The sequence below is a fragment of the Paenibacillus lentus genome, from assembly GCF_003931855.1.
GTDB lineage: Bacteria > Bacillota > Bacilli > Paenibacillales > Paenibacillaceae > Fontibacillus > Fontibacillus lentus.
This window is the reverse complement of record NZ_CP034248.1, coordinates 142,634-164,394: the sequence shown is the minus strand read 5'-3', so window position 1 is coordinate 164,394 and position 21,761 is coordinate 142,634. Positions and strand designations below refer to the sequence as shown.

Here is a 21,761-nt window from a genome sequence, read left to right as displayed (position 1 = left end):
AGAGATGGAAGAATTGCAAAGAAGTTAGTGAAATTAATCACAAAAATGAACTTACCTGCGGATAGAGAGAGGGAGTATTACTGTGGCACGTTATTTTAATGGAAAAGAAGTCGAACTGCTTGCGCCGACTGGGACGTTTGAAATTTTCAAGGAAGTCATCCACGCGAATTGTGACGCTGTTTATTTTGGAGGGCCGAGCCTTAATATGCGCATGATGCGCAAAGGCTATAATTTCAGTCGGCCAGAGATCATCGAGGCAATCAAGCATGCACATGCTCTTCATAAAAAAGCGTACGTCACGGTGAATAACTTGCTGAATGAAGGGGAAATCGAAGAGGCTCGTGATTATTTGCGTTTCTTGGAACAGGCTGGGCCAGATGCGATTATTGTTCAGGATTTTGCCATTCTGGCTCTGATTCAGGAGATGAAGCTGCAGCTTCCAGTGCATTCCTCGGTCATGATGAACGTACATAATCGTGAGATGATTACGGCGCTAAGCGAGATGGGAGTAACCCGGGTCGTAACCTCTAGGGAAATGGATCTGACGACAACGCGATATTTGCGTGAAACGACAGGCATGGAATTGGAATATTTTATTCATGGAGATATGTGTTCCGTGCATGGCGCAAATTGCTATTTCAGCTCACTAGTATTCGGGATGAGCAGCAATCGCGGCAAATGTCTTAAGCCGTGCCGCTGGGATTATCGGGTGAAGAAGGATGGCTATGTGTATCCGTCTGAATATCCGCTTGCCGTGAAGGATATGTTCATGTACGAGCATATTCCTGAACTGATCCATGGCGGAGTGACATCGTTTAAAATCGAAGGGCGCATGCGTGATACAGAATTTGTGCTCATGCTCGTTAATGCCTATGGAGATGCAATTGATCGCTATATCGAGGATCCGGTAGGCTTTGAGCGGAACCGGGATACCAAGCTGCTATATGACAATCGCAAGCGGGATTTTTCCACAGGCTATGCCTTTGGTCGTCCAGGGTTGTCCTATATAAATAAACGCTATGAGGGAACAGGGAAGTTTTACAGCACAGGCAAGGTGTTCAGTACGCCGACGGAAGAACGGAGACTAGGAGAGAAACGGCTGGGCGAGGTTGCGAACGTTCTGGTCAGGGCTGCGGAAAGGGGCGGAGCGGAGCAGTGCGGGCAGCAAGGCACTAACCGAAACTGTCGAAATGGTCAAAATCGGATGGAGCTGTCCGTGCATGTGAACAATGCGGCCCAGGCGCGCGCAGCGCTTGAAGGCGGGGCGGATCATGTTTATTTGTCAGGCGATGTGTTTGAGCCGGATCGCCCTTTTACGAAGCAGGAGATTGCACAGCTGGCTGAGATCAAAGGGGAGGCTAAGCTGTACTTGGGCCTGCCGAGGATGATGACGGAGCTGCATTTTGAGATGTACGACGCACTATTGTCCGGAGAACGTCTGCCGATTGACGGGATTCTCGTAACCAACCTTGGTGCGATTCATAAATTTGCCTCGAAGGGATATCCGCTTGTGGGCGACATCAATTTGAATATTTTTAATCATCTGTCTGCGGAAATGTACGCAAAGCTTGGCGTCGAGCGATTTACAGCATCCGTGGAGCTGCCGCTGTACGAATTCAGCAAGCTGCTGGAGAATGCCGATGTTCCACTCGAGGCGGTCGTGCATGGCTCCCCGGCTCTGATGTACATGGAGCATGATTTGTATGAGAACACCGAGGTATTCGAACCGATCGCCGAGGAAAATAATCTTTACGTAGACAACCGTATTTTGGTGCTGATGACCGACAAGGGGGAGAACCCAGTTTACCGTGATGTTCATGGACGCTGCCATCTGATGCTCGCCAAAGAGCTTTGCCTATTGCCAGTCATTAAGGAGCTTCAGGACGCTGGACTGTCCGTTTGCCGCATCGAAGGGGCGACTTATCAGCCAGAGCAGTTAAAGTCGATCGTAAGCGTCTATAAAACCGCTATAGAGCAGCCTGAAGCTGCTGGGGAGCTGTTTACCGGAATGACCCCAGTCTATGCAGGCTATACGCTAGGGGCGCTTCAGTTCGACGGAGGCGTGGCCGGGCGTCCTGTCGCTGCAGAAGCGGAAGCTTGTGAAGTCGAGCCGGGGCAAGGGCAGATGCAAATAACAGGGCAGTAACGGTAGGATGAACGAGCGAGCGCGTAAAAAGTTGAGCGGCCAAGCGAGCGAATGGTGAGCGGTGAACTGTGGCGGTCAAACGTGCGAATAGTGAGCGGTGACTATGGTGTCCAACGAGCGAATGAACGACAAAACGAATGGATGGCAATATAGACGAGTGGGGCACGGCAAAAGTAAGATGGAAAAAGGTATCTTGTCCGAAGTACTAGATTAACTGGATTTCATGTTGTTACTTTTGAGAATTCTGGGCTTGTGGCGAATTAACTGGATTTCACGTATGTAAATTTGGATATATCCGTTCGCTGTTGCGAGAGGCATAGTTTTAGCTGCACGAAATCCAGTTAAAAGGCTGAATAGCTGCAATCGTATGTTTTTAAATACCTAAAATACAGTTAGTTAGACAACCTTAATATTACACGAAGGCCAAAGGTGAAACGCCCGCCAGAGCAGAGGTTTAGGCTAAGTTAATCTAAACTAATCGCCAAGTGAAGCAAGGCTTCAAGGCGGATTTTTTTGCCAGAGTGAAATCTAAGTGCTTGTCCCAGTGCTCGTATTAAGTGCTGGTGCTGGATCGGGGACTGGTGGTGCCAAGAGTTAGGCGAGTGTTATGGGAGTATTATGCGTGTATTTAGATAGCGGCGTAGGTGCAACTAAGCGTCATCTAAATGTTATGTAAGAGTTGGTGTAAGTGCTTGGACTAAGTGCTGGGGACAAGTCCCAAGTCCCGTGCGCCATGTAGAGTGCCAAACGCAAGGTACAAGCGCAAGGTGTATATATCGTATTAAGAGTGAATGTATCGCATAGAAAAGGAGCGGGAACGATGGAGCAGTACATCGGATCAGATCACATATTACAGAAGCGGCAGCAGTATTTTTATCCGTGCACGAGTCATTTTTACCGAACTCCGCCGCAGATCGTCAAAGGGGACATGCAATATCTGTATGACCACGAGAACAGACGCTATACGGACTTTTTTGCGGGGGTATCGGTCGTTGCCTGTGGGCATTGCAACCCGGAAATCGTTCGACGTACGGAGGAACAGCTGAGAACGCTGCAGCATACTTGTACGATTTATTTGACCCAGCCGAACGTAGATTTGGCGCAGCGGATGGCAGAAGTGCTGCCGGGTGACCTGAAGCGGAGCTTCTTCGTCAATAGTGGTTCCGAGGCCAACGAAGGAGCTCTGCTGCTGGCCCGTCTGCATACGGGAAAAAGAGGCTTTATCGCGCTGGAGCAAGGGCTGCATGGGCGCACGTATCTGACGATGAGCATGACCGGGCTGCGCATGTGGCGGACGGATCCGCAGCTGGAGGCGGATCGCAGCGTGACGTTCATTCCCCGGCCCTATGAACGGGGGATGAGCGGCGAAGAGGCGGCACAGCGCTCCCTTGCAGCCCTGAAAAAGGTGCTCGACGAAAAGGGCGGCGACATTGCCGCCATGATTGCCGAGCCGATTCAGGGCAACGCCGGCATCATCGTGCCGCCTGCGGGGTATTTCGCCGAAGTGAAGGCGCTGCTGGAGCAGTACGGCGTGCTCCTCATCGCGGATGAGATCCAAACCGGCTTTGGCCGGACGGGGGAAATGTTCGCGATAGATCGTTACGGCGTACAGCCGGACATCATCACGATGGCCAAGGCGCTGGGTAATGGCGTGCCGGTTGCCGCGTTTGCTACAACGGACGAGATCGCGGCCAGCTTCAACCGGCCTTCGGCGTCTACGTTCGGTGGCAATCCGGTGTCGGCTGTCACGGCTATGGCGGTGCTGGACTACATTGAGTCGCATCAACTGGTACAGCGCTCTAGGGAGCTTGGAGATGTCCTGCAACAAGGTTTGCGCGATTTGGCAGTCCGTTTTCCAGAAGTGATTACCGAGGTGCGCGGGGCTGGTCTGATGATCGGTGCCGAGCTGTTCGGCGAGGATACATCGCGTGGCGCAGCACTGGTGGATGAGGTGCTTGAGCATATGAAGGACAAAGGATACATCATCGGCAAGAATGGCGTGGATCGCAACGTACTGGCCTTCCAGCCGCCGCTCGTCATCACGGAGGAGGATATCGCGGGCATGTTGACGGCTCTTGAGGAGACGCTGCGTTCCATAACGTGTTGAATCAGCGTGGATGATCTCGAAATAGAAAGGAAAAGCAAAACTAGCGAAATCCGATCTGATCGCCTGGCGCAGCAAGATCTTTGTACGAATGATCGTGTATAAGAGCTTGTGATGTCGTTGGTCGCGACGGTTTTGTACGAAAAATCGTACAAAGGCGTCCGCAAGCGGTCAGATCCTGTAACGGAATTTCGCAGTCAACTAGTAAGCTTCGCTAATGTGCAATGCATCGAGGAGTGTGGATACTATGGAATACGCCCGCAAAGTCGGGACTAAAATCAAGCTGTATAGTGAGTTAGTCATGTTCTCCCATACCTTATTTTCGCTGCCCTTTGCGATTATTTCGATGGTATGGGCAGCGAATGGCTTGCCGTCCGCCCATGTGATGATTTGGGGGCTGATTGCCCTTGTAGGTGCGCGCAATGGGGCCAATGCCTTTAATCGCGTTGTGGATCGGGTATACGATGCCCAGAATCCGCGTACCGCGCATCGCCATTTGCCGCAAAAGCTGCTGGAATCGAAAGAAGTGCTGGTGTTCGTAATCGTTAATTATGGCATCTTTATCGCTGCCTCGGCGATGCTGAATCCGCTGTGCTTTCTGCTGTCGCCTGTGGCAATCTTTCTGATCTCGTCATATTCCTATACGAAACGATTTACATACTTAAGTCATTTGTATTTAGGGTTTACGATTGCTTCCGCACCGATTGGCGCCTGGTTCGCCGTTACCGGCAAGTTTGCGTTCACGCCCTTTGTGCTGGGGACGATCGTGATGCTGTGGATTGCTGGCTTTGACATTATCTATGGCTCGCAGGACATCGAATTCGATCGTAGCCACGGACTATGGTCGATTCCAAGCTATTTTGGCTTGAAAAATGGTTTACGCATTGCCGCTGTCCTCCATCTATGGATGGTTATTCTGCTGCTTGCGCTCATTCCTATACGGGGGCTCGGCTGGATTTATGGAGCAGGGATCGGGATGGCTGTCATTCTACTGCTCACGGAGCATCGCATCATTAAACCGGGCAACCGGCAGGTCATGAAGATTGCGTCCTACAATCTCAATCAGGTCATCAGTATGGTTATTTTATTTACGACGTTAATTGATTTCTATATGAAGTAATTAATATAAAATGTCCTAGTTTAGCGCAAAAAACAGCTCCCTTCCACGTCTGTGGAGGGGAGCTTCATTGCATTCCGTCACTTTTGCACTGTTCTATTATAGTTGCCAATTTTATCCGTAATCGATTTGGCGGCATCGTCCAGCGCCTGCTTGGCGGACTTGCTGCCGCCTAGCGCTTCTTCGATCGCACTCTCCACGATTTGGCGGGCTTCCGGGAACACGCCCATTACGGCTCCCTGCGTTGCCAGGCTAGGCTTGCTGGCATGCAGCTGATCGACGGCCGTTTGGAACTGCGGATATTTCGTCAAATTATCCTGGACGATTTGCTCGTCATAAGCCTTCTTCGTAATAGGGAAATATCCGGTGGAAATATGCCATTTCGCTTGCGTTTGCGGCTCGGCAAGGAACTTAATGAACTCCCAGGCCGCCTTTTGCTCCGCTTCCGGTTTATTGTTGAGAATCCAGAGGCTTGCTCCGCCGATAATGACGCCACCGTCAGAGGCGCCTTCGGGGTTAGGGAGAAACGCGGTACCGACCTCGAATTTATCGCCAACACTGTCTACGATCCCCCGGAGTCCCGCCGTGGAGTCCAGCGTCATGCTGACCTGTCCGGCGACAAAGGCTTTCTTCGTGTCATCGGTTTTACGCCCCAGGTTGATTGCAGCCTGGCTATCGATGAGGCTTTTCCACCATTCCAGCGTATTAACGCCTGCCTCCGTGTTCAACAAGGATTGGGTTGCCGGGGCGGTACGACCGTTACCATTGTCGACATATTCTGCGCCTTGGTTGGCAAAGAACTGCTCCATAAACCAGCCGTAAATGGCAAAGGAGGCCGGTGCTCCGCTTTTGCTCAGCGTTTCAGCTGCTTTCTTCAGCTCTTCATAGGTTGCCGGAGCTTTGTCCGGGTCAAGACCTGCGGCTTTGAACAAGTCCTTATTGTAATAGAGAATCGGGTTCGACGTATTGAAGGGCATGGAGTACTGCTTGCCTTCAAAAGTATAGTAATTCATGATGTTCTCTTCTAATTGGCCGAGATCATAGTTTTCTTCATCGATAAACTGCTGTACCGGAGTAATTGCTCCTGAGTCAATCATGAAGCGAGAGCCGATTTCGTACACCTGAATGAGAGACGGGCCGGATTTGGAATCCATAGAAGCTTTCATTTTATTCAAGCTTTCGTCATAGGTTCCTTGGAAAATCGCTTCTACTTCCACTTTGTCCTGGGAAGCGTTGAAGTCGGCTACGAGTTGATCCGTGGCTGTGCCCAACTCGCCGCCCATGGAATGCCACCACACGACTTTGGTTTTGTCTTCGGGTGCGGAATCTCCATTTTTCGCATTGCTAGAAGTCGATGAGTTGTTTGCCGGGGCTTCCCCGTCGGCCGTTGCTCCCGAGCCGCCGCCTGCTGCTCCGCAGGCAGATATGAGCATGGATAGAAGCAAAATCGTAGCGAGCAATAATGAGTGTTTAAGCTTGAACGGTTTCATTGTTTTTTCTCTCCCTTTTGATCTAATCCTTTATTTTATCCGTCGGTGGACGGGAGTTGCTGATCCTGTCATCCTGGGGCGTAGCGGTAGTGCCTTTAGGCAGATACCTATAAATTTATTTCCTAGGGGGCTAGCCCTTGATGGCCCCTGCAGTTAATCCGCGCACGAGCTGTTTAAGCCCAAGAACAATGAGGATGAGCGAAGGAAGCAGTACGAGCGCGACTCCGGCAAGAACGATGTTCCAGGCCGTCATTTCCTCGAATTGCAGCATGCTGATCCCGATTTGTACGGTGCGCATATTCGCGGTATTCGTAATGAGCAGCGGCCATAAATACATATTCCAGGTATTCAGGAACACATACACAGCAAGCGTGGCAAGACCGGGCCTGGCCAACGGCAGAACGATGCCCGCGAAATAGCGTAGATGACCGCAGCCGTCCATTCGCGCTGCTTCAAACAGCTCCCGGGGCAATTGCAGAAAGAATTGCCGCAGCAGGAATACGCCAAAGGCAGAGGCGAGGAAGGGGAGGACGAGTCCCGGATAAGAGTCCAGCCAGTTCCATGATTTGATAAGGAGGAAGTTAGGGATCATCGTCACTTCCCAAGGAATCATCATCGTTGACAAAAAGACCGCAAACCAGAACGCCTTGCCGCGAAAAGCAATAAAAGCAAAAGCATATGCGGCCAGGCTCGCCGTCACGAGTTGTCCGACCATGACGAGCGTGGAGACGATGAAGCTGTTAGCGATGAAGCGAAACACAGGGATGAGCTGGATGACCGCCTCAAGGCTACCTAAATACAAGCTGGACGGGAAGAGAGCGGGGGGGAATTGGCTCGTCTCTTCCGGCGTCATAAATACGGAGAGGAAGGTGTAGAGAAGCGGGTATAGGATGAATAAGGACAGTAAGCACAGGACGAAGTATACAGCGCCGTGGCGAAGGGGGCGGGATAACGTCATTGATAGTGCACCTTCTTTTCCAAAATGGTGAATTGAATAAGCGTCAGAATCAGAATGAGCAGAAACAGGACGAGGGCCATGGCGCTGCCCGTGCCAAACTGGTAATTCACGAAGGCTTCCTTATAAATGGAATAGACAAATACTTCGGTTGAGCCTGCTGGACCGCCCTTGGTCAAAATGTGCATTTGCCCGAACGCTTGAAATGAGCCGATAACAGATACGATAAGCAGGAAGAACAGCGTAGGCGATAGCAGCGGCAGAATGATGCGGATGAACGTGCGGAACGGTCCTGCCCCATCCACTTTGGCGCTGTCATACATATCCTCAGGAATTCCTTGCAGGCCGCTGAGCAGCACGATGAAGTTAAACCCGGAGTTCATCCACACGGTCATGATTGATATCGATATGAGCGCCCAGCGTGAATCGGTTAGCCATTGTATGGCGGGAAGCCCCGCTAAATCTAGAAAATAGTTGAACATGCCCAGTGTCGGATGGAATAGCATCATCCAGATCACCGCTGACGTACTAACCGAAAGGGCGAGGGGAAGGGAAAAAATAAACTGAAACAGCCGTATCCCCTTTAATCGAGAATGAGCGAATGCGGCCATGATCAAGCCGAGGAGAAGTCCGCCCGGAACGGTAAGCAGCACGAATTTGCCGGTAACAGCGAGACTGTTCCAGAATTGGGAGGAGCCCAGGAGCTGCTTGAAATTGTCCAGTCCGACGTAAGCCGCAATATTGCCGCGCGGGTCTGTCAGAAAGAAGCTGAGATATACCGATTTGATCAGAGGATAGAGGAGGAATAGACCGAATAGCACGATAGACGGGGCGAGAAAAAGGTAGGCCAGCATATGCTCCTTGAAGCTTGCGGTCAACCCTCTCTTATGTACGATTTTGTATGAGGAAGTCGTGACTGCAGCTGAGGCCGGTGCGTTTCTGACCGTGGTGTTCATGGATGATTCCCTCCTTGGAAGATGAACCTACTGTATCAAGCGATCGAGGAACTCTAGCGGAGCTAGTGAACAAAGATCAATCCTAGTTTAGATGGAGGGGATTAACAGAACGTCAACGCGGGGTTAATGCACCGTTAAATTTTTCTTCATTTAGAAAAAGAAGACACCTCATTGGTTTGATGCAGCGAGAGGCTGATGCTTCCGCTACATTCAGAACAAGAGGTGTCTATTGGATATGAACATTTTTAACAGCTTCTAATTCTCCCGTCCGCTGAAGAATTTGAGTAGTACCTTTAAGTCGCGATGAGCCGGATAATGGCTTAAGCGATCAATAATTTGCTGAGCCTCGGTTAAATATTGCTGGCTTAACGCTTCGGTTTTCTCCAGCGCATCGCTGTTCTGGATTGCTGCGATAATTTCATCGGTATATTCGGCTGGCGTGTGCTCGTTCACCGCTCTGATCTTAGGAGCAAGCGCCTCATCCTGTAGCGCGAATAGGACGGGAAGCGTTACTTGACCGCTGCGCAGATCGCTTCCAGCAGGCTTGCCGAGCTTCTCCGAGGATTGGGTAAAATCCAGGATATCATCACGAATTTGAAATGCCATGCCCAGTTTTTCCCCGAAATTGTATAGCTGGTCAGCTGTCTCTTCGTCGGCTTCTGCTGACAGCGCTCCGATTCGCAGGCAGGCTGCAATAAGCTGGGCGGTTTTGTTTCTGGACTTCTCTAAATATTGTTCAATCGTCACGTCATAATCGAATAAATGGGATAACTGCTGATATTCTCCCAGGCATAATTGCGTTGTCACTAAGGAGGAGAGATCGTACACATATCGCTCGCGGTCGGCAGAATAGACAGAGATTAATTCAATGACCCGCGCCGACATGTAATTGCCGACGTGGATGGCACGGTTTACGCCAAGCTTGATGTGCATGGCTTTGTCTCCTCGGCGAACGGGCGAATCGTCGATGACGTCATCATGGATTAAGGAAGCAGCATGAATGAATTCAGCGGCCGCAGCCAGGCGCCATACTTTGCGTTCATCAGGCGCAGGGCCGAAGCGGCTCCCCACGATCACCATCAATGGGCGAACTCGTTTTCCTCCTGAGCGAATAAGCCCAATAATGCTTTGGGCAAGATCCGAGGAGCGGGGGACATCCTTGTCGAATTTGACTATGTTCTCAATTTCTTTGTCTACTGTTCTAAGGGAGATGCCAAGCTGTTCATTTATCTTCATGATGTTCCCCTCCTCGAATTGAAGTGCAGGTGTTCATTCAAAAGTTTTTTTTAGCCACACATCTATATTGGTGCAAGCGTTTATTCAGTTTATTTTGTTAAATCTAAATCGCCTGGCGGGCATGATTTCGATTGTGCTCCAGACGAAGGAACACTTCGAAGCCTTTAGCGAGACGTTCGTCGTCAGGCTGTCCCTCGACGCGTTTGATTTGGATTTGCTTGACTAGTGGAGCTAGATGAGTAAGGAGATCGAACTCTTCAAAGCGCAGGCAGAGCTGCACGTAGAAGCTGTATAAGTAATCGCCATCCAGTACTTTGCGAGTGAGCATATCACCCGGTTCCAGAAGGTGACAATCCTGGTGACGCTGGAGGGCGAGCTTGATTGCGATGTAAATGGAGAGCAGACGGATTCTCCGTTCTGCCGTCATATCATATTCTGAGAGAAGGAGAGCTGCAGGCAGTGCATCCTCTATCTTCAGATTTAGGGTAATGCCGGTTTCGGGCGATATTTCGCCCTGCAAGAAATGACAAGCATCTTGAATGAGAGCAGTAATCATGAGGAACACTCCTTAACAAGCAAGTAGGTTTGCAGGGGATTTCGCACCGATATTGGCGGTTAAATATCCACTAACGAACGATAGTCATTGTTAAAAATCAGAGTAATGTGCAACAGCCGCACATTACTCTGGAGTAAAGAGATCAAAAACGATTGTGCAGTTGTAGGCTTAATCCGTGTAGAGATACCATCTGCGAACAAGCGGTATTCTCCTCCATTGTTTCTTAAGCCAAGGCAGTACGTAGTAATCAAGACCAAACATGCTGCCTGATCCGCCGATCAGTGCTACGCCAGCCGTCATGTACCACAACATCTCGCTCGAGGCCATACTGGAGGACCAGATCATAATGCCAAGTGCAACGGTGACGATCGAGGATACTGCTGTGAACAGGCCAGCAATAAGCAAGATACCGATAATAATTTCTGCAAATACCATTCCGGTCTGGAATACGGAAGCAAGTCCGGTATATCCGCCATCGGAAGTATAGAAGAAGATATTCATAAACCAATTTACTGTATTTGTAATGAAATCAGGTACCGGCAGCGCGGTAACTGCGGTTGAAGCACTCTGTACTGCAGATGCAGCCGCTTGAGCATCAACGGTTGACGTTACGGCTTCCGCCGCTGCACTTGCTGCGGATACTGCATCGCCTTTGGCCTGAGGTGCAGCAGGAATCAGGAAGATATCTGAAGGATTCTTAAGCACCTTAGGCAGTTTATCAAGACCTTCCTGCAACCATTTGTAGCCTACGAATATGCGAAGCGGTAAAAGCCAGAAGTTAGGTGAACGTTTGGCGAAATGGCCGCCTACGAAGCTTCTATTATTATTCACGTGGAAGAACTCATGCATCATGTAAGTCCAGACCTTGTTAAAGCCTGCCACAGTGAACAAATAGTACATATTGATCAAGTGCTTGCAGAACATCGCGAAGAATCCGCTGACCATGAACATTTTATTCGGCAAACCTACGTTCGCTACACCATAGCGGCTGCCGATACATACCATCGTACCGTGGAAGCCTGGTTTATAAGACTTCTTCGGTTTGCCCTTAACATCGGCATGAATGTTATGAGCAATGATTGGGCCGGCTTGTTCAGCATTCTCAACCATTTGCGGAACAGGGCGGGTCTCACCTTCCGGGATGTAGAAAATATTGTCGCCAACGATGTATACATCCTCGTGATCCACGCTTTGCAGCTTATCGTTAGTAACGATGCGTTTACGTCCTTCTTGTTGAACGTCAAGCTTACCAACGAGATCGGAGCCTTCGACACCAGCCGTCCAAACGATCGTAGCTGCCTCAAGCTCTTTCTCTCCAAGCAGAACGCTTGACTTCGTTACCCCGGTAATTTTGGCGTTTGTCACGATTTCAACATTCATCTTGTTTAGTCGTTTGACCGCTTTATCGATCAGTTTGTCAGGCAGGATCGGCAGAATCTTCGGTGCCATATCCGCTACGACGAGGCGCACCTCACTCGGATCGATGTAGAATTCCTTGCACAGTTCATCACGGAACTCTGCCAGCTCACCAACGAGCTCAACTCCGGTAAAGCCCGCTCCGACAACGACGAAGGATAACTTCTTCTTGCGAATGGCCGGATCTGTTTCTTTAGCCGCTTCGCTAAACATGCGTCGAACCTGTATCTTCAATTTAACGGCATCTTCGTATGACCATAAGGTCATTGCATGTTCCTCTGCGCCTGGAATGCCGAAGAAGGTTGGCTTACATCCAGTACCGATAACTAGGTAATCGTACTTGTAAGTGTGCTTCTTGGAGCGCAGCTCCTTGGAGTTAAAATCAATGTTGTCGATGTAGTCCAGTACAACATCCACGTTCTGTCCTGCAAAAATCTTCTTCAATTCAATTTGAATTGATTCCTCAGGTGCCCGGTTCGCCGCGACTTCATGCAGCTCCGTCAACAGCGTATGATAGGGGTCCTTGTCAATCAGCTGGATTTCGACATCTTTATCTTTTTTGAATAATTTGGCTAGGTGCTTCGTTGTGACGACACCACCGTAACCGCCGCCTAGAACGACTATTTTCTTCAACATATTCACCTTCTTACTTTAGCTGGTAATCATGGGGCTGGGTTGCTATATAAAACTTATATATAAATGAATTAGTATTATTTCGCTTGTTCTAGCGCTTTTGCAGCAAGATCGTAATACGATTTCAAGCTGATGGATACACCGGAAATAGCGTCTGTTTTGCCATCTTCAGTGAAGCTTAATGCAGCAGGATCTTGTTTCTCGATCAAGTATTGCTCAGCTTTAGCAGCTTGCTCATGCCATTCAGCTTGTGCGCCGCCGTTAGCTACCATAGCGTATTTACCGTCGATGGAGTTTTGTCTCTTGTCCTCGCCAGCTTCATTCACACCGCTGAAATTCACTCTTACAATGTTGCCTGCAGATACGATAACATCAACGGTCTCTTTCCAACCGGAGCCTTCTGCAAATTTGTCAGCTTCAGCATGGTAGTTGCCGTCTTTATAAGGGCCTGGCTCGATTGGTCCGGCAGCAAGAGCTTTGTCGGCAAGATCAAACAACTCGTTCACATGGATGGATACGCCGGAAATAGCGTCTGTTCTGCCTTCTTCGTCAAGAGTTACAGCTTTGGTGTCCTGTTTCTCAATCAAAAATTGCTCAGCTTTAGCAGCTTGCTCATGCCATTCGGCTTGTGCGTTGCCTTTTTCCTTCATGCCGTACTTGCCTTGCTCGGAGTAAGTGACTTTGTCTACCGGTACGGTTGCATTTGTACCATTCCATTCCACGTCTGTAATTTTGCCGCCTTCAACTTGCAGCTTCACGAAATATTGCCAGCCGGTTTTTGGATCTTCTTTGTCTAGTGCGAAGTACAGACCGTCTTGGAAATTGCCTTCTGCAGCAGGAGCTTCGGCGTTGGAATTGTTGGCGGTATTCTCAGTAGCAGGAGCATTGTTGGCAGGTTCCGCCGTATTAGCCTCATTTTTTGCCCCGCACCCTGCGAGAAGTCCTAGCAGCAGTGCACTGCAGAGAATAATGGATGCTTTTTTCATGTTAAATGACCTCCAAAATAATAAAATTGTATATATTAAAATGTGAACCATTTTAATAACGTAGGGCATATAATATGGGAAATTTAGGTACCTAAATCCTAATAAAATAGGAAGGAATACCTTTGTTTGAGCAAAGTTTAGCACAGAAATAAAGACACATATGTGAAATAAATCACTTAATATGTGACAAAAAACATCTTTTGTTATGAGGGGAAATATGTAAAGCTTGATATATAGCGGTTGGAAGCGATTACTAACATTTTGAAATATTTTTTTTTAAATTACTTTTTTCGTTGTTATGCGCCATTTTTCTCTTTCATACTTAGGATTAAACGGAAAAAGGTGTCAAATCTTCATACTTTTGTACCGATATTGATTTAAGGGTAACATCCATTAATTGTGCTATAAGGGAAGGGATGAGCATCTCATTGTCAGTGTACAGGACATTTTATTCTCGGCTATTGCTTAATTACTTAGCTGGCTTACTCGTAGCTGCGCTTTCGGTTGCTAGTCTTATCACTTTCACGCTTCAGGATATTGCGTATGATGAGTGTGTTTGGCTGATTGCCATCATGCTCTTCTCTATGCTGATTATGCTTGGGTTGGAATGGGCGGTGTTTACTAGACAGATTAGGCCGATCCGATTAGCCTTTTATGAAAGCATCGATAGCTTTGTTACCATGCAGACGATATATTTAAGAACGCACCTTTTGCCTATGTTAATTGTAAAAAGAATTCTCGGCCCCCATTTGTTCGGCCTCGCTTTACCCGCAGCGGGCTTAACAATCTGGCTTATTTATACGGGCCAATTATCAATCTCTCCGTATTACGTACTGCTTGCATTGCTGGGAGGCTTTCTTCTTGCTGGCATGCATGCACTGATCGAGTTCTACCTTACCTCCTATTATATTCGGCCGGTTCTGGAAGAGCTGCAGCTTCGTTCCTTGCATTTATTCGGTAGAGAGCTGACGCTTGGCGGACGAGTGCTTATTCCGCTTAAACGCAAGCTGCGATGGAGCTTGTTCTTAATAGGTGCCTCCCCGCTATTATTATATAGTCTGGCGGTACAACTGCGGCTTGGGGACTGGAACATCAATCATTATGCCTACTGGAAATGGGCTGGAATTGTCCTGCTTTTAGGGCTTGGTTTTTCATTTTTTGCTTCGCGGCTGCTAACCCGGGAGCTGGAAACACCGATTCAATACTTGTACAGAAGAATGACAGAGGTGAGAAGCGGATGTTTGCAAATGGAGGCCAGTGATTTGTTCTCGGACGAATTTTCCCGGCTTGTCTCGGGATTTAATCATATGCTGCTAGGGGTGCGAATCCAGGCGGACAGAAATGATCAGCTCGTGGAGAGTTACTTTGCAACACTGGCGGCCGCGCTCGATGCCCGGGATCCATACACCGCGGGGCATTCTTTAAGGGTGGCGGAATATGCCGTCCAGATCGGCACGTTAGCCAGGTTGCCGAAGCAAGTCGTTGATCAGCTCCGCAAAACAGCGCTGCTTCATGATATCGGAAAAATCGGCATACGCGATGCCGTGCTGTTGAAGGAAGGGAAGCTTAGTGAACAGGAGTGGGAGCAAATCAAGGCTCATCCCGTATTGGGAGAAGTGATTCTGAGACAAGTTGAGCCTGCGGATGAGATGGCGGCATATCTGCCTGGCATTCGCTCCCATCATGAACGCTATGACGGCGAGGGCTACCCGGACGGTCTCAAGGGGGAGGAAATTCCGCTGTTCGGCAGAATCATTGCCGTTGCAGACGCCTTTGATGCGATGACCTCGGACCGTCCTTATCGCAAAGGTATGGATGCGGATACGGCGATTTCTATTTTGCAGGAAGGCAAAGGAACGCAGTGGGATCCTTATTTTGTCGGTCTATTTGTCGAAGCATACCATAGAAAACAAATGAGAGAACAAACGAGAAAGCAAACGTCTTGATGATTCCTTGTGCCGCTTCATGTTAATATGATATGGGCAAGAGAAATGCAAAAAGTTCCAATACCTTTTAACTTTGAATAAAGCGGGTGAGATCATGGGTCTTGGAAATTCATTCTTAATAAATCTTGGTATGCTCATTACTGTCGCTTATTTGGCTAATGTTCTCTATAAGTACTGGTTTACGAGAACCTCGCGGACGATGAATTATATATTGTCGGTGCTGCTCATGATTTTCTCCGGCTGGATTTGCATGATGTTTGGCTTTAAGTTAAGCGATAATGTCATCTTTGACTTGAGATTCGTTCCTCTTCTGATTGCGACGGCTGTGTATTCCCAACCGCTTACCATAATGATTATTGGTTTTGGTATCGGCTTAGCGCGTTTCACGTTTGGCATTACGGAGGCAGCTCTCGCCGGTTTTTTGAATTTGGCGATACTCGGTATCGTGTGTGCAGGAATTAATATATGGATGAGGCGAAGCCAATATCGTTTTGTTATTAAAGGCTTGATTGCTATTTTGATTGTAAACGCGGTAAATACGATAAATATCGCTGTACTCGGCGTAATTCCCTTTAAACAGTATATGCTGGAGATTATGCCGTCTGTGTTGCCGCTCAGTATTGGGTTAAGTATTGTGTTTGCTTTGATCTTGCGAGACTTTCAATTGGATCGTCGGAGGTCGCTTGAGCTGAAATATGCTAATGAGCGGCTGCGAACCCAGACGAAGGAGCTGCAAAAGGCGAAGCATATACTGGAGGAAAGAGCTGAGCAGTTGGCGCTCGCCTCTCATCATAAATCGGAATTTTTGGCGAATATGTCTCATGAATTAAGAACGCCGCTCAACAGTATTATTAATTTGGCGCAGATGATATCCGAGAACGATCCGGAGGAGGCATCAGCGTCTGCAGATTATGGGCGAATCATTTACAGGTCGGGACAGGAACTGCTGCAAATTATTAATGATATTCTTGATTTATCCAAGGTTGAAGCAGGACGGCTGGAGGTTGTCCAAGAAGCTGTGAATGTGCTGGAGCTTCCGCAAATGCTCTATTTGCAGTTCGAGCAGACAGCGCGGCAGAAGGGATTGGCGTTTGAAATCAACCTAGCGGGCGACTTGCCGGCAACCATCAGCTCCGATCCGCAGCGCATAGGACAAATTTTACGCAACCTGCTCTCCAATGCCTTTAAGTTTACGGACGAAGGTTATGTAAAGCTGGAGGTATATCGATCGAAAACAGAGGGAGAGCAGGCCGGGGAGTCTATTGTGTTCACTGTAAAAGATACTGGAATCGGAATTCCACAAGACAAGCATGCGGTCATCTTTGAGGCATTTCAACAGGCGGATGGCTCGATTAGCCGGAAATACGGGGGGACAGGACTTGGTTTACCGATCAGCAGGCACTTGGCCTGTCTGCTCGGTGGCAGGATTGAGGTGCAGAGTGCGGAGGGGCGGGGGAGTACTTTTATGCTTTATCTGCCGCTAACTTCACAAGAACCATTATTGCAAAGCTCTGCTGCTTCTGCTCAGAATCAAGCTATATTTGCCGGACGAGACATATCCGGTTAAAATTTAAACAATGAAAAATGAGAAAGGTTGGGATAGGTATGGAAAAAAAGGTACTATCGACACCCGCAGCACCGGGAGCCATCGGGCCCTATTCTCAGGGTGTGGTTATCGGCGAGATGATATATACGTCTGGGCAGCTCGGCCTCGTACCGGATACGGGCCAATTTGCAGAAGGCGTGGAGGCTCAAACTGCTCAAGCGTTGAATAATGTGAAGGCGATTCTCGAATCGGCCGGCAGCGGTTTGGACAAGGTCGTGAAGACAACCGTTTTTCTTAAGGATATGAATGATTTTGCAAAAGTGAATGAAGTATACGGTTCCTTCTTTGCCGAGCCTTATCCGGCACGCAGTGCGGTAGAGGTTGCGCGTCTTCCGAAGGATGGCCTGGTCGAAATTGAAGTCATCGCGCTTAAATAAATAAATGAGCCAGATAGCCACATACATTACCTGGATTATCGCGAGGGGATGTAGGTGGTTTTTTTTTAGAGAAATTCTAGAGAAATATGTTTAGTCCCGTTCGCGGGCGCGCATGAGTACAATCCAGAATGCATATAGCAATAAGATGAAGGCTAGATTGCTTGCCATGAAGCTGAAGCTTGAAATATTCCGTTGTTCGATGGCAATGGCGATATAAGCCCATACGAAAACCAGTGGCAATATGGCATCACGGGCACGGAGAGTAATCATGATCGCGGCAACGACGCCTAAGCATAGTAAGATGATGCCGATCGTCTTCGGTTCCAGGTTCATACCATGATTCGTATGGAATAGGATGACAGCGAGATTAACTAGCGTAGCAACGCAAATCCAGCCTAAATAAATGCTGAAAGGCAGGCGGATCAGCCAAGTCTCTCCCGAAGTTGGAGCCGGGATGTATCGTGTTTTCGTGTAAATGATGGCTAGCGAAACTAACAGGGCGATCATGGAGACAAAGGATAGGCCGATATATTGATATTGCCATAAGAAAACCCATGCCATATTGCAAACACAGGTTAGGATGAACCAGAAGGAAATGGCCTGAACGGAGTCTTGCTTGCTGGTGTCTTTACGAAATTGATAGATGATATAACCGGCGAGCAGGATGTAGATCACCATCCAGATCATGAATGCGTATCCTGCTGGCGTGATCGAAGTGTGATATTTGTCGGACAGTTGCCCGGTGGTCATTCCGCCAAGTGGAATCGACATGGCCAAATAATTGACGACCAGAACGGCACAATAAAACAGCAAATTGCACCAACGATATATATGGTAACGAAACATGCCTTCGCCTCCTATAAAGCTTGTCTAAGTGTTGGATGATCAAGTTAGTTGTTCTGTTTACTATATGAATATACCCAATTCAAGCGAAGGATATCAGGCTGACCTTCGGCTATGTTATCATATTCATGGAGCGCCATTGGAGCGCAAACGGGATGTCAAATGGAATGCCAATCGTTAAACGAGGCGTTTGAGAATGATGGGAAGATGGGCAAACTGATTTGAGGTATGATGAATCTTTAAATTATGAGGCGATTAGAAATGACGGGAGATCACCATGAATCAACGTCTTTATGCTATATGGCTTGGAGAGGTATTGTTCTGCTTCTCTGGGGAAACATCGGAACCTAAGGTCGACGCCTGGGCGGCGGCTATGCGGAGGCTGGAGTCAGCGGAAGGACAGCGGCCGTTCCAGCAAGCAGCGCTCCGGCTCGCGGAAGTGCGTTATCCGGCATCTTCCGGGCGAAGCGCTTTCAAATCCGGCGAGCGCAAGGCGCTTATGGGACGAACGCTGGAAGGTCTTGCACTGCCGATTCAAGAGGCTTGGCCTCTGCTGCTCTTCTGGAATGAATCTCATGTGAAGCAGCAGGGGATTGTCCCCGGGCAAGAGCTAAGTTATTGGAGTAAAGTGGCCCGGTTTGCGCTGGAGCTCATGCTAAGGGGCCGGATCGCTCCAGGTCTGCTGGAGGTTCCACTGACCGGGAATCGTCGCCCGAAAGGGGTCGCAGCCGGCCGTTCGCGCTGGGCACCGGAGCTTAGCGATCCGGGCGATGAAGAGAGGTTTCGGCAATTGGCTGGCAGCATGCCCCCGATCTGCTTGTCCGCTGTTCAGGCTGGAGGCGGGCAAGAGGAGGAGGATATCGAATCGAGGCAGTTGTCTATCCTCTATTCTTTTATAAGCGCGGTACTAGATGATGAGATTCGCAAAGTCGTTAGCGGACTAGGAAGAAAATTGAATGCGAGCCGGGCCGATTATCGCCGGGGAGCTTCTCCGCTGGCGGAATTATGGTGGAACGGCTTGCTGGCTGGAGTGCCGCACGGCGATTTTCAGGGGACTGTCGCTGAAGTGACCGAGCTTGCGGAAGGCATCGCCGGCGCCGGAGGAGGCCAGCCAGAGGCTCAGCGGGAGGAAGAAGAGGGTCGAAGTACAGGGACTTTCCGCTTATGCCTGCGGCTGGAACCGACCGAAGCGGAAGAGGGTAAGCCCATATGGCGTCTGTCATTGTGGGCTGAAGGCGTGGAGGACCCCAGCGTCCTGCTTCCTTATGGACTGCTTTGGAGTTATCCGCAGCAAGACATCGAAATGCGCGGCAGAGTGTATCACCATGTAAGGGAGAGCTTGCTGCATCGGCTCGGCAAAGCCGCCCAGCTATCCGGCGCAGTACGACAGGCAATGGAGGGGACCCGCCCGGAGGGCGTTGTTCTTCAGCCGGAAGAGGTGTACGTTTTTCTAAGCAAAGAGGTGGCCCGGCTGCGGAAACATGGTGTCACGGTGCAAATGCCTTCCCGCTGGACGAAGGAAGGCCGCCGTTCAGCCGGAATCAGGCTGCGGACGGGGAAGTGGGGAGAAGTCTTAGATGCCGGACAACAAGGGAGTTCGCCTCCATTAGGGGTGGAGCAGCTTGTCAATTATGAAGCAGAGGTAGTCCTGAACGGCAGCTTGTTAACCGCGGATGAACTTAGTGAACTGGCTGCATCCAAGTCCCCGCTTGTTTTCTTTCGGGGCGAGTGGGTCGAAATCGACATGAAGGAAATCCGCCAGGTGTTAAAGTTTATGAAGCGTCATGGGGCAGGAGTGATGAGCTTCCGTGAATTGATGCATCTAACCGCTCAGAAAGACGGCGAGATCCGCTGGGAGGGTCTGCAGGTAGAAGAGGTGGAAACCGCGGGCCTGTTGTCGCTGCTTATGGAGGGGCGTTCTGCAGCAGGAATGGAGCTCAAGCCGATTCCCCGCTCGCTTCATGGCACACTGCGGCCTTATCAGGAGCGGGGCTATCGCTGGCTAGTCATGCTGCGTCAGCTTGGCTTCGGGGCCCTGCTCGCTGATGATATGGGTCTTGGTAAGACGGTACAGGTCATTACGGCGCTGCTTGACGGAATTTCGGCCGGGAAGGCGCTGATCATTTGTCCGACATCGTTGTTGGGCAATTGGCAGAAGGAGCTCTCCAGGTTCGCCCCGGAGTTAAGGCTGCATGTCCACCATGGCAGCAATCGGCTTCACGGGGAGAGCTTCCGGCAGGAGTGCGCCAAGCAGCAGGTTGTTCTGACAACGTACCCGCTGGCCGGACGGGATATTCAGGAGCTTCAATCCGTCGAATGGGCCTCGATCGTACTTGATGAAGCGCAGTACATTAAAAATTACGGTACGAAGCAGGCGCAAAGCGTCATGAAACTGAAAGCACCACACCGGATCGCGATGACAGGTACTCCGGTCGAGAATAGACTGAGCGAGCTGTGGTCTATTTTTCAATTTCTGAACCCTGGTTATTTGGGTACGCATTCCGCCTTCAAGGCGAAGTATACCGGGAGCGGAGAGCAGCAGTCGGTGGAGCTCGAGAAGCTCCGCAAACTAATTTCTCCGTTCCTGCTGCGCCGTCTGAAGAGTGATCCCGATATTCGCAAGGATTTGCCGGAAAAAATAGAGTTAAAATCGTATTGCACGCTCATGCCGGCCCAAGCGGAGCTGTACCGGGAAATCACGGAAGATCTTATGGGACGGATTGCAGAGAGCGCGGGAATGGCCCGTAAAGGGATCGTGCTGTCCACACTGACTCGGCTGAAGCAGGTTTGTGATCATCCCCAGCTGCTGCAAGAGTCGAGGGGAGCGAGGCTGAAGGCGGAGGCTTCTGGTAAAATGGAGCGCCTGCTCGAATTGCTAGATTTAATAAATGATAATCAGGAGGCTGCGCTAATTTTTACGCAATATGTGCGGATGGGCGAGCTGCTGGTTTCTGCTTTGGAGCATCGATACGGTATGGCCCCGGCATTTCTTCACGGGGGAGTCGGCAAAGCGGAGCGGGACCGCATGGTGGAAGTCTTTCAACAGGGAGAGAGTTCTCCTTTCTTCGTATTGTCGCTTAAAGCGGGAGGAGTCGGCTTGAACCTAACTAGAGCCAATCACGTCATTCATTATGATCGCTGGTGGAACCCCGCTGTAGAGAATCAAGCGACGGATCGGGTATTCCGGATTGGACAGCAGCGAAATGTAGAGGTTCACAAGCTGATTTGCCAGGGAACGCTGGAGGAGCGGATTGATGAGCTGATTGAACGCAAGCGATCACTGTCCGAGCAGGTGGTCGGCTCCGGCGAGCAGTGGTTAACGGAGATGTCGAATGAGGAGCTGCAGCATTTGATTACGTTGCAGACCGATTCGTAAGGAGGGGGATTGGCGATG

15 protein-coding genes are annotated in these 21,761 nt (G+C 49.6%); 7 read left to right on the top strand and 8 right to left on the bottom strand.

Annotated elements, in window-relative coordinates; all coding sequences use genetic code 11:
- Positions 1–82 precede the first annotated feature (82 nt).
- From EIM92_RS00875 to EIM92_RS00865, 3 genes are all read left to right on the top strand, one after another.
- Positions 83–2,146, top strand: a complete 2,064-nt coding sequence (locus tag EIM92_RS00875; protein WP_125081057.1) for a peptidase U32 family protein — start codon at positions 83–85, stop codon at positions 2,144–2,146.
- A gap of 820 nt (positions 2,147–2,966) precedes the next feature.
- The gene (locus EIM92_RS00870; RefSeq protein WP_125084962.1) at positions 2,967–4,253 is read left to right on the top strand and encodes an aspartate aminotransferase family protein; all 1,287 of its coding nucleotides are present in this window, start codon (positions 2,967–2,969) and stop codon (positions 4,251–4,253) included.
- A gap of 244 nt (positions 4,254–4,497) precedes the next feature.
- Positions 4,498–5,370 (top strand): UbiA-like polyprenyltransferase, encoded by an 873-nt coding sequence (locus EIM92_RS00865; RefSeq protein ID WP_125081056.1) that lies wholly within the window; start codon positions 4,498–4,500, stop codon positions 5,368–5,370.
- 77 nt (positions 5,371–5,447) lie between these two features.
- Here EIM92_RS00865 and EIM92_RS00860 read toward each other — a convergent pair whose 3' ends face one another.
- The 7 genes from EIM92_RS00860 to EIM92_RS00830 form a co-directional block, all read right to left on the bottom strand.
- Positions 5,448–6,857, bottom strand: coding sequence for an ABC transporter substrate-binding protein (locus EIM92_RS00860; RefSeq protein WP_211344410.1), 1,410 nt, complete (start codon positions 6,855–6,857; stop codon positions 5,448–5,450).
- Between the two features lie 130 nt (positions 6,858–6,987).
- A complete protein-coding gene (locus EIM92_RS00855; protein WP_125081055.1) occupies positions 6,988–7,815 on the bottom strand; it encodes a carbohydrate ABC transporter permease in 828 nt (275 codons plus the stop codon).
- Positions 7,812–8,768 (bottom strand): carbohydrate ABC transporter permease, encoded by a 957-nt coding sequence (locus EIM92_RS00850; protein WP_211344409.1) that lies wholly within the window; start codon positions 8,766–8,768, stop codon positions 7,812–7,814. The genes EIM92_RS00855 and EIM92_RS00850 overlap by 4 nt, the downstream gene beginning before the upstream one ends.
- Before the next feature lie 255 nt (positions 8,769–9,023).
- Positions 9,024–10,004 (bottom strand): polyprenyl synthetase family protein, encoded by a 981-nt coding sequence (locus EIM92_RS00845; RefSeq protein ID WP_125081054.1) that lies wholly within the window; start codon positions 10,002–10,004, stop codon positions 9,024–9,026.
- 103 nt (positions 10,005–10,107) lie between these two features.
- Positions 10,108–10,560: a hypothetical protein gene (locus EIM92_RS00840; protein ID WP_125081053.1), complete on the bottom strand. Its 453-nt coding sequence runs from the start codon at positions 10,558–10,560 to the stop codon at positions 10,108–10,110.
- A 168-nt stretch (positions 10,561–10,728) separates the two neighbouring features.
- The gene (locus tag EIM92_RS00835; RefSeq protein ID WP_246021159.1) at positions 10,729–12,612 is read right to left on the bottom strand and encodes an NAD(P)/FAD-dependent oxidoreductase; all 1,884 of its coding nucleotides are present in this window, start codon (positions 12,610–12,612) and stop codon (positions 10,729–10,731) included.
- A 74-nt stretch (positions 12,613–12,686) separates the two neighbouring features.
- Entirely contained in the window at positions 12,687–13,595 is a 909-nt protein-coding gene (locus tag EIM92_RS00830; RefSeq protein WP_125081052.1) for an FMN-binding protein, read from the bottom strand.
- 434 nt (positions 13,596–14,029) lie between these two features.
- Between EIM92_RS00830 and EIM92_RS00825 the strand changes: the two genes are divergently transcribed.
- The 3 genes from EIM92_RS00825 to EIM92_RS00815 all read left to right on the top strand — a co-directional run bounded on the left by EIM92_RS00825 (position 14,030) and on the right by EIM92_RS00815 (position 17,524).
- Positions 14,030–15,541, top strand: coding sequence for an HD domain-containing phosphohydrolase (locus EIM92_RS00825; protein ID WP_342772918.1), 1,512 nt, complete (start codon positions 14,030–14,032; stop codon positions 15,539–15,541).
- A gap of 94 nt (positions 15,542–15,635) precedes the next feature.
- Positions 15,636–17,108 (top strand): ATP-binding protein, encoded by a 1,473-nt coding sequence (locus EIM92_RS00820; protein ID WP_125084958.1) that lies wholly within the window; start codon positions 15,636–15,638, stop codon positions 17,106–17,108.
- Positions 17,109–17,146: 38 nt separating this feature from the next.
- Positions 17,147–17,524: a RidA family protein gene (locus tag EIM92_RS00815; RefSeq protein WP_125081050.1), complete on the top strand. Its 378-nt coding sequence runs from the start codon at positions 17,147–17,149 to the stop codon at positions 17,522–17,524.
- Between the two features lie 90 nt (positions 17,525–17,614).
- On the opposite strand, the gene EIM92_RS00810 is transcribed toward EIM92_RS00815, so the two are convergent.
- Positions 17,615–18,370, bottom strand: a complete 756-nt coding sequence (locus EIM92_RS00810) for a TspO/MBR family protein (protein ID WP_125081049.1) — start codon at positions 18,368–18,370, stop codon at positions 17,615–17,617.
- A gap of 274 nt (positions 18,371–18,644) precedes the next feature.
- Here EIM92_RS00810 and EIM92_RS00805 point away from each other — a divergent pair, with 274 nt between their 5' ends.
- On the top strand, positions 18,645–21,743 hold the full coding sequence (locus EIM92_RS00805; protein WP_125081048.1) for a DEAD/DEAH box helicase: 3,099 nt from the start codon (positions 18,645–18,647) through the stop codon (positions 21,741–21,743).
- Positions 21,744–21,761: the final 18 nt, after the last annotated feature.

What these genes read in the sequence shown, in the direction of transcription:
- EIM92_RS00870 (WP_125084962.1), top strand. Translation starts at nt 2,967, where the DNA reads ATGGAGCAGTACATCGGATCAGATCACATATTACAGAAGCGGCAGCAG.
- EIM92_RS00865 (WP_125081056.1), top strand. Translation starts at nt 4,498, where the DNA reads ATGGAATACGCCCGCAAAGTCGGGACTAAAATCAAGCTGTATAGTGAG.
- EIM92_RS00860 (WP_211344410.1), bottom strand. Translation starts at nt 6,857, where the DNA reads ATGAAACCGTTCAAGCTTAAACACTCATTATTGCTCGCTACGATTTTG.
- EIM92_RS00855 (WP_125081055.1), bottom strand. Translation starts at nt 7,815, where the DNA reads ATGACGTTATCCCGCCCCCTTCGCCACGGCGCTGTATACTTCGTCCTG.
- EIM92_RS00850 (WP_211344409.1), bottom strand. Translation starts at nt 8,768, where the DNA reads ATGAACACCACGGTCAGAAACGCACCGGCCTCAGCTGCAGTCACGACT.
- EIM92_RS00845 (WP_125081054.1), bottom strand. Translation starts at nt 10,004, where the DNA reads ATGAAGATAAATGAACAGCTTGGCATCTCCCTTAGAACAGTAGACAAA.
- EIM92_RS00840 (WP_125081053.1), bottom strand. Translation starts at nt 10,560, where the DNA reads ATGATTACTGCTCTCATTCAAGATGCTTGTCATTTCTTGCAGGGCGAA.
- EIM92_RS00835 (WP_246021159.1), bottom strand. Translation starts at nt 12,612, where the DNA reads ATGTTGAAGAAAATAGTCGTTCTAGGCGGCGGTTACGGTGGTGTCGTC.
- EIM92_RS00830 (WP_125081052.1), bottom strand. Translation starts at nt 13,595, where the DNA reads ATGAAAAAAGCATCCATTATTCTCTGCAGTGCACTGCTGCTAGGACTT.
- EIM92_RS00820 (WP_125084958.1), top strand. Translation starts at nt 15,636, where the DNA reads ATGGGTCTTGGAAATTCATTCTTAATAAATCTTGGTATGCTCATTACT.
- EIM92_RS00815 (WP_125081050.1), top strand. Translation starts at nt 17,147, where the DNA reads ATGGAAAAAAAGGTACTATCGACACCCGCAGCACCGGGAGCCATCGGG.
- EIM92_RS00810 (WP_125081049.1), bottom strand. Translation starts at nt 18,370, where the DNA reads ATGTTTCGTTACCATATATATCGTTGGTGCAATTTGCTGTTTTATTGT.
- EIM92_RS00805 (WP_125081048.1), top strand. Translation starts at nt 18,645, where the DNA reads ATGAATCAACGTCTTTATGCTATATGGCTTGGAGAGGTATTGTTCTGC.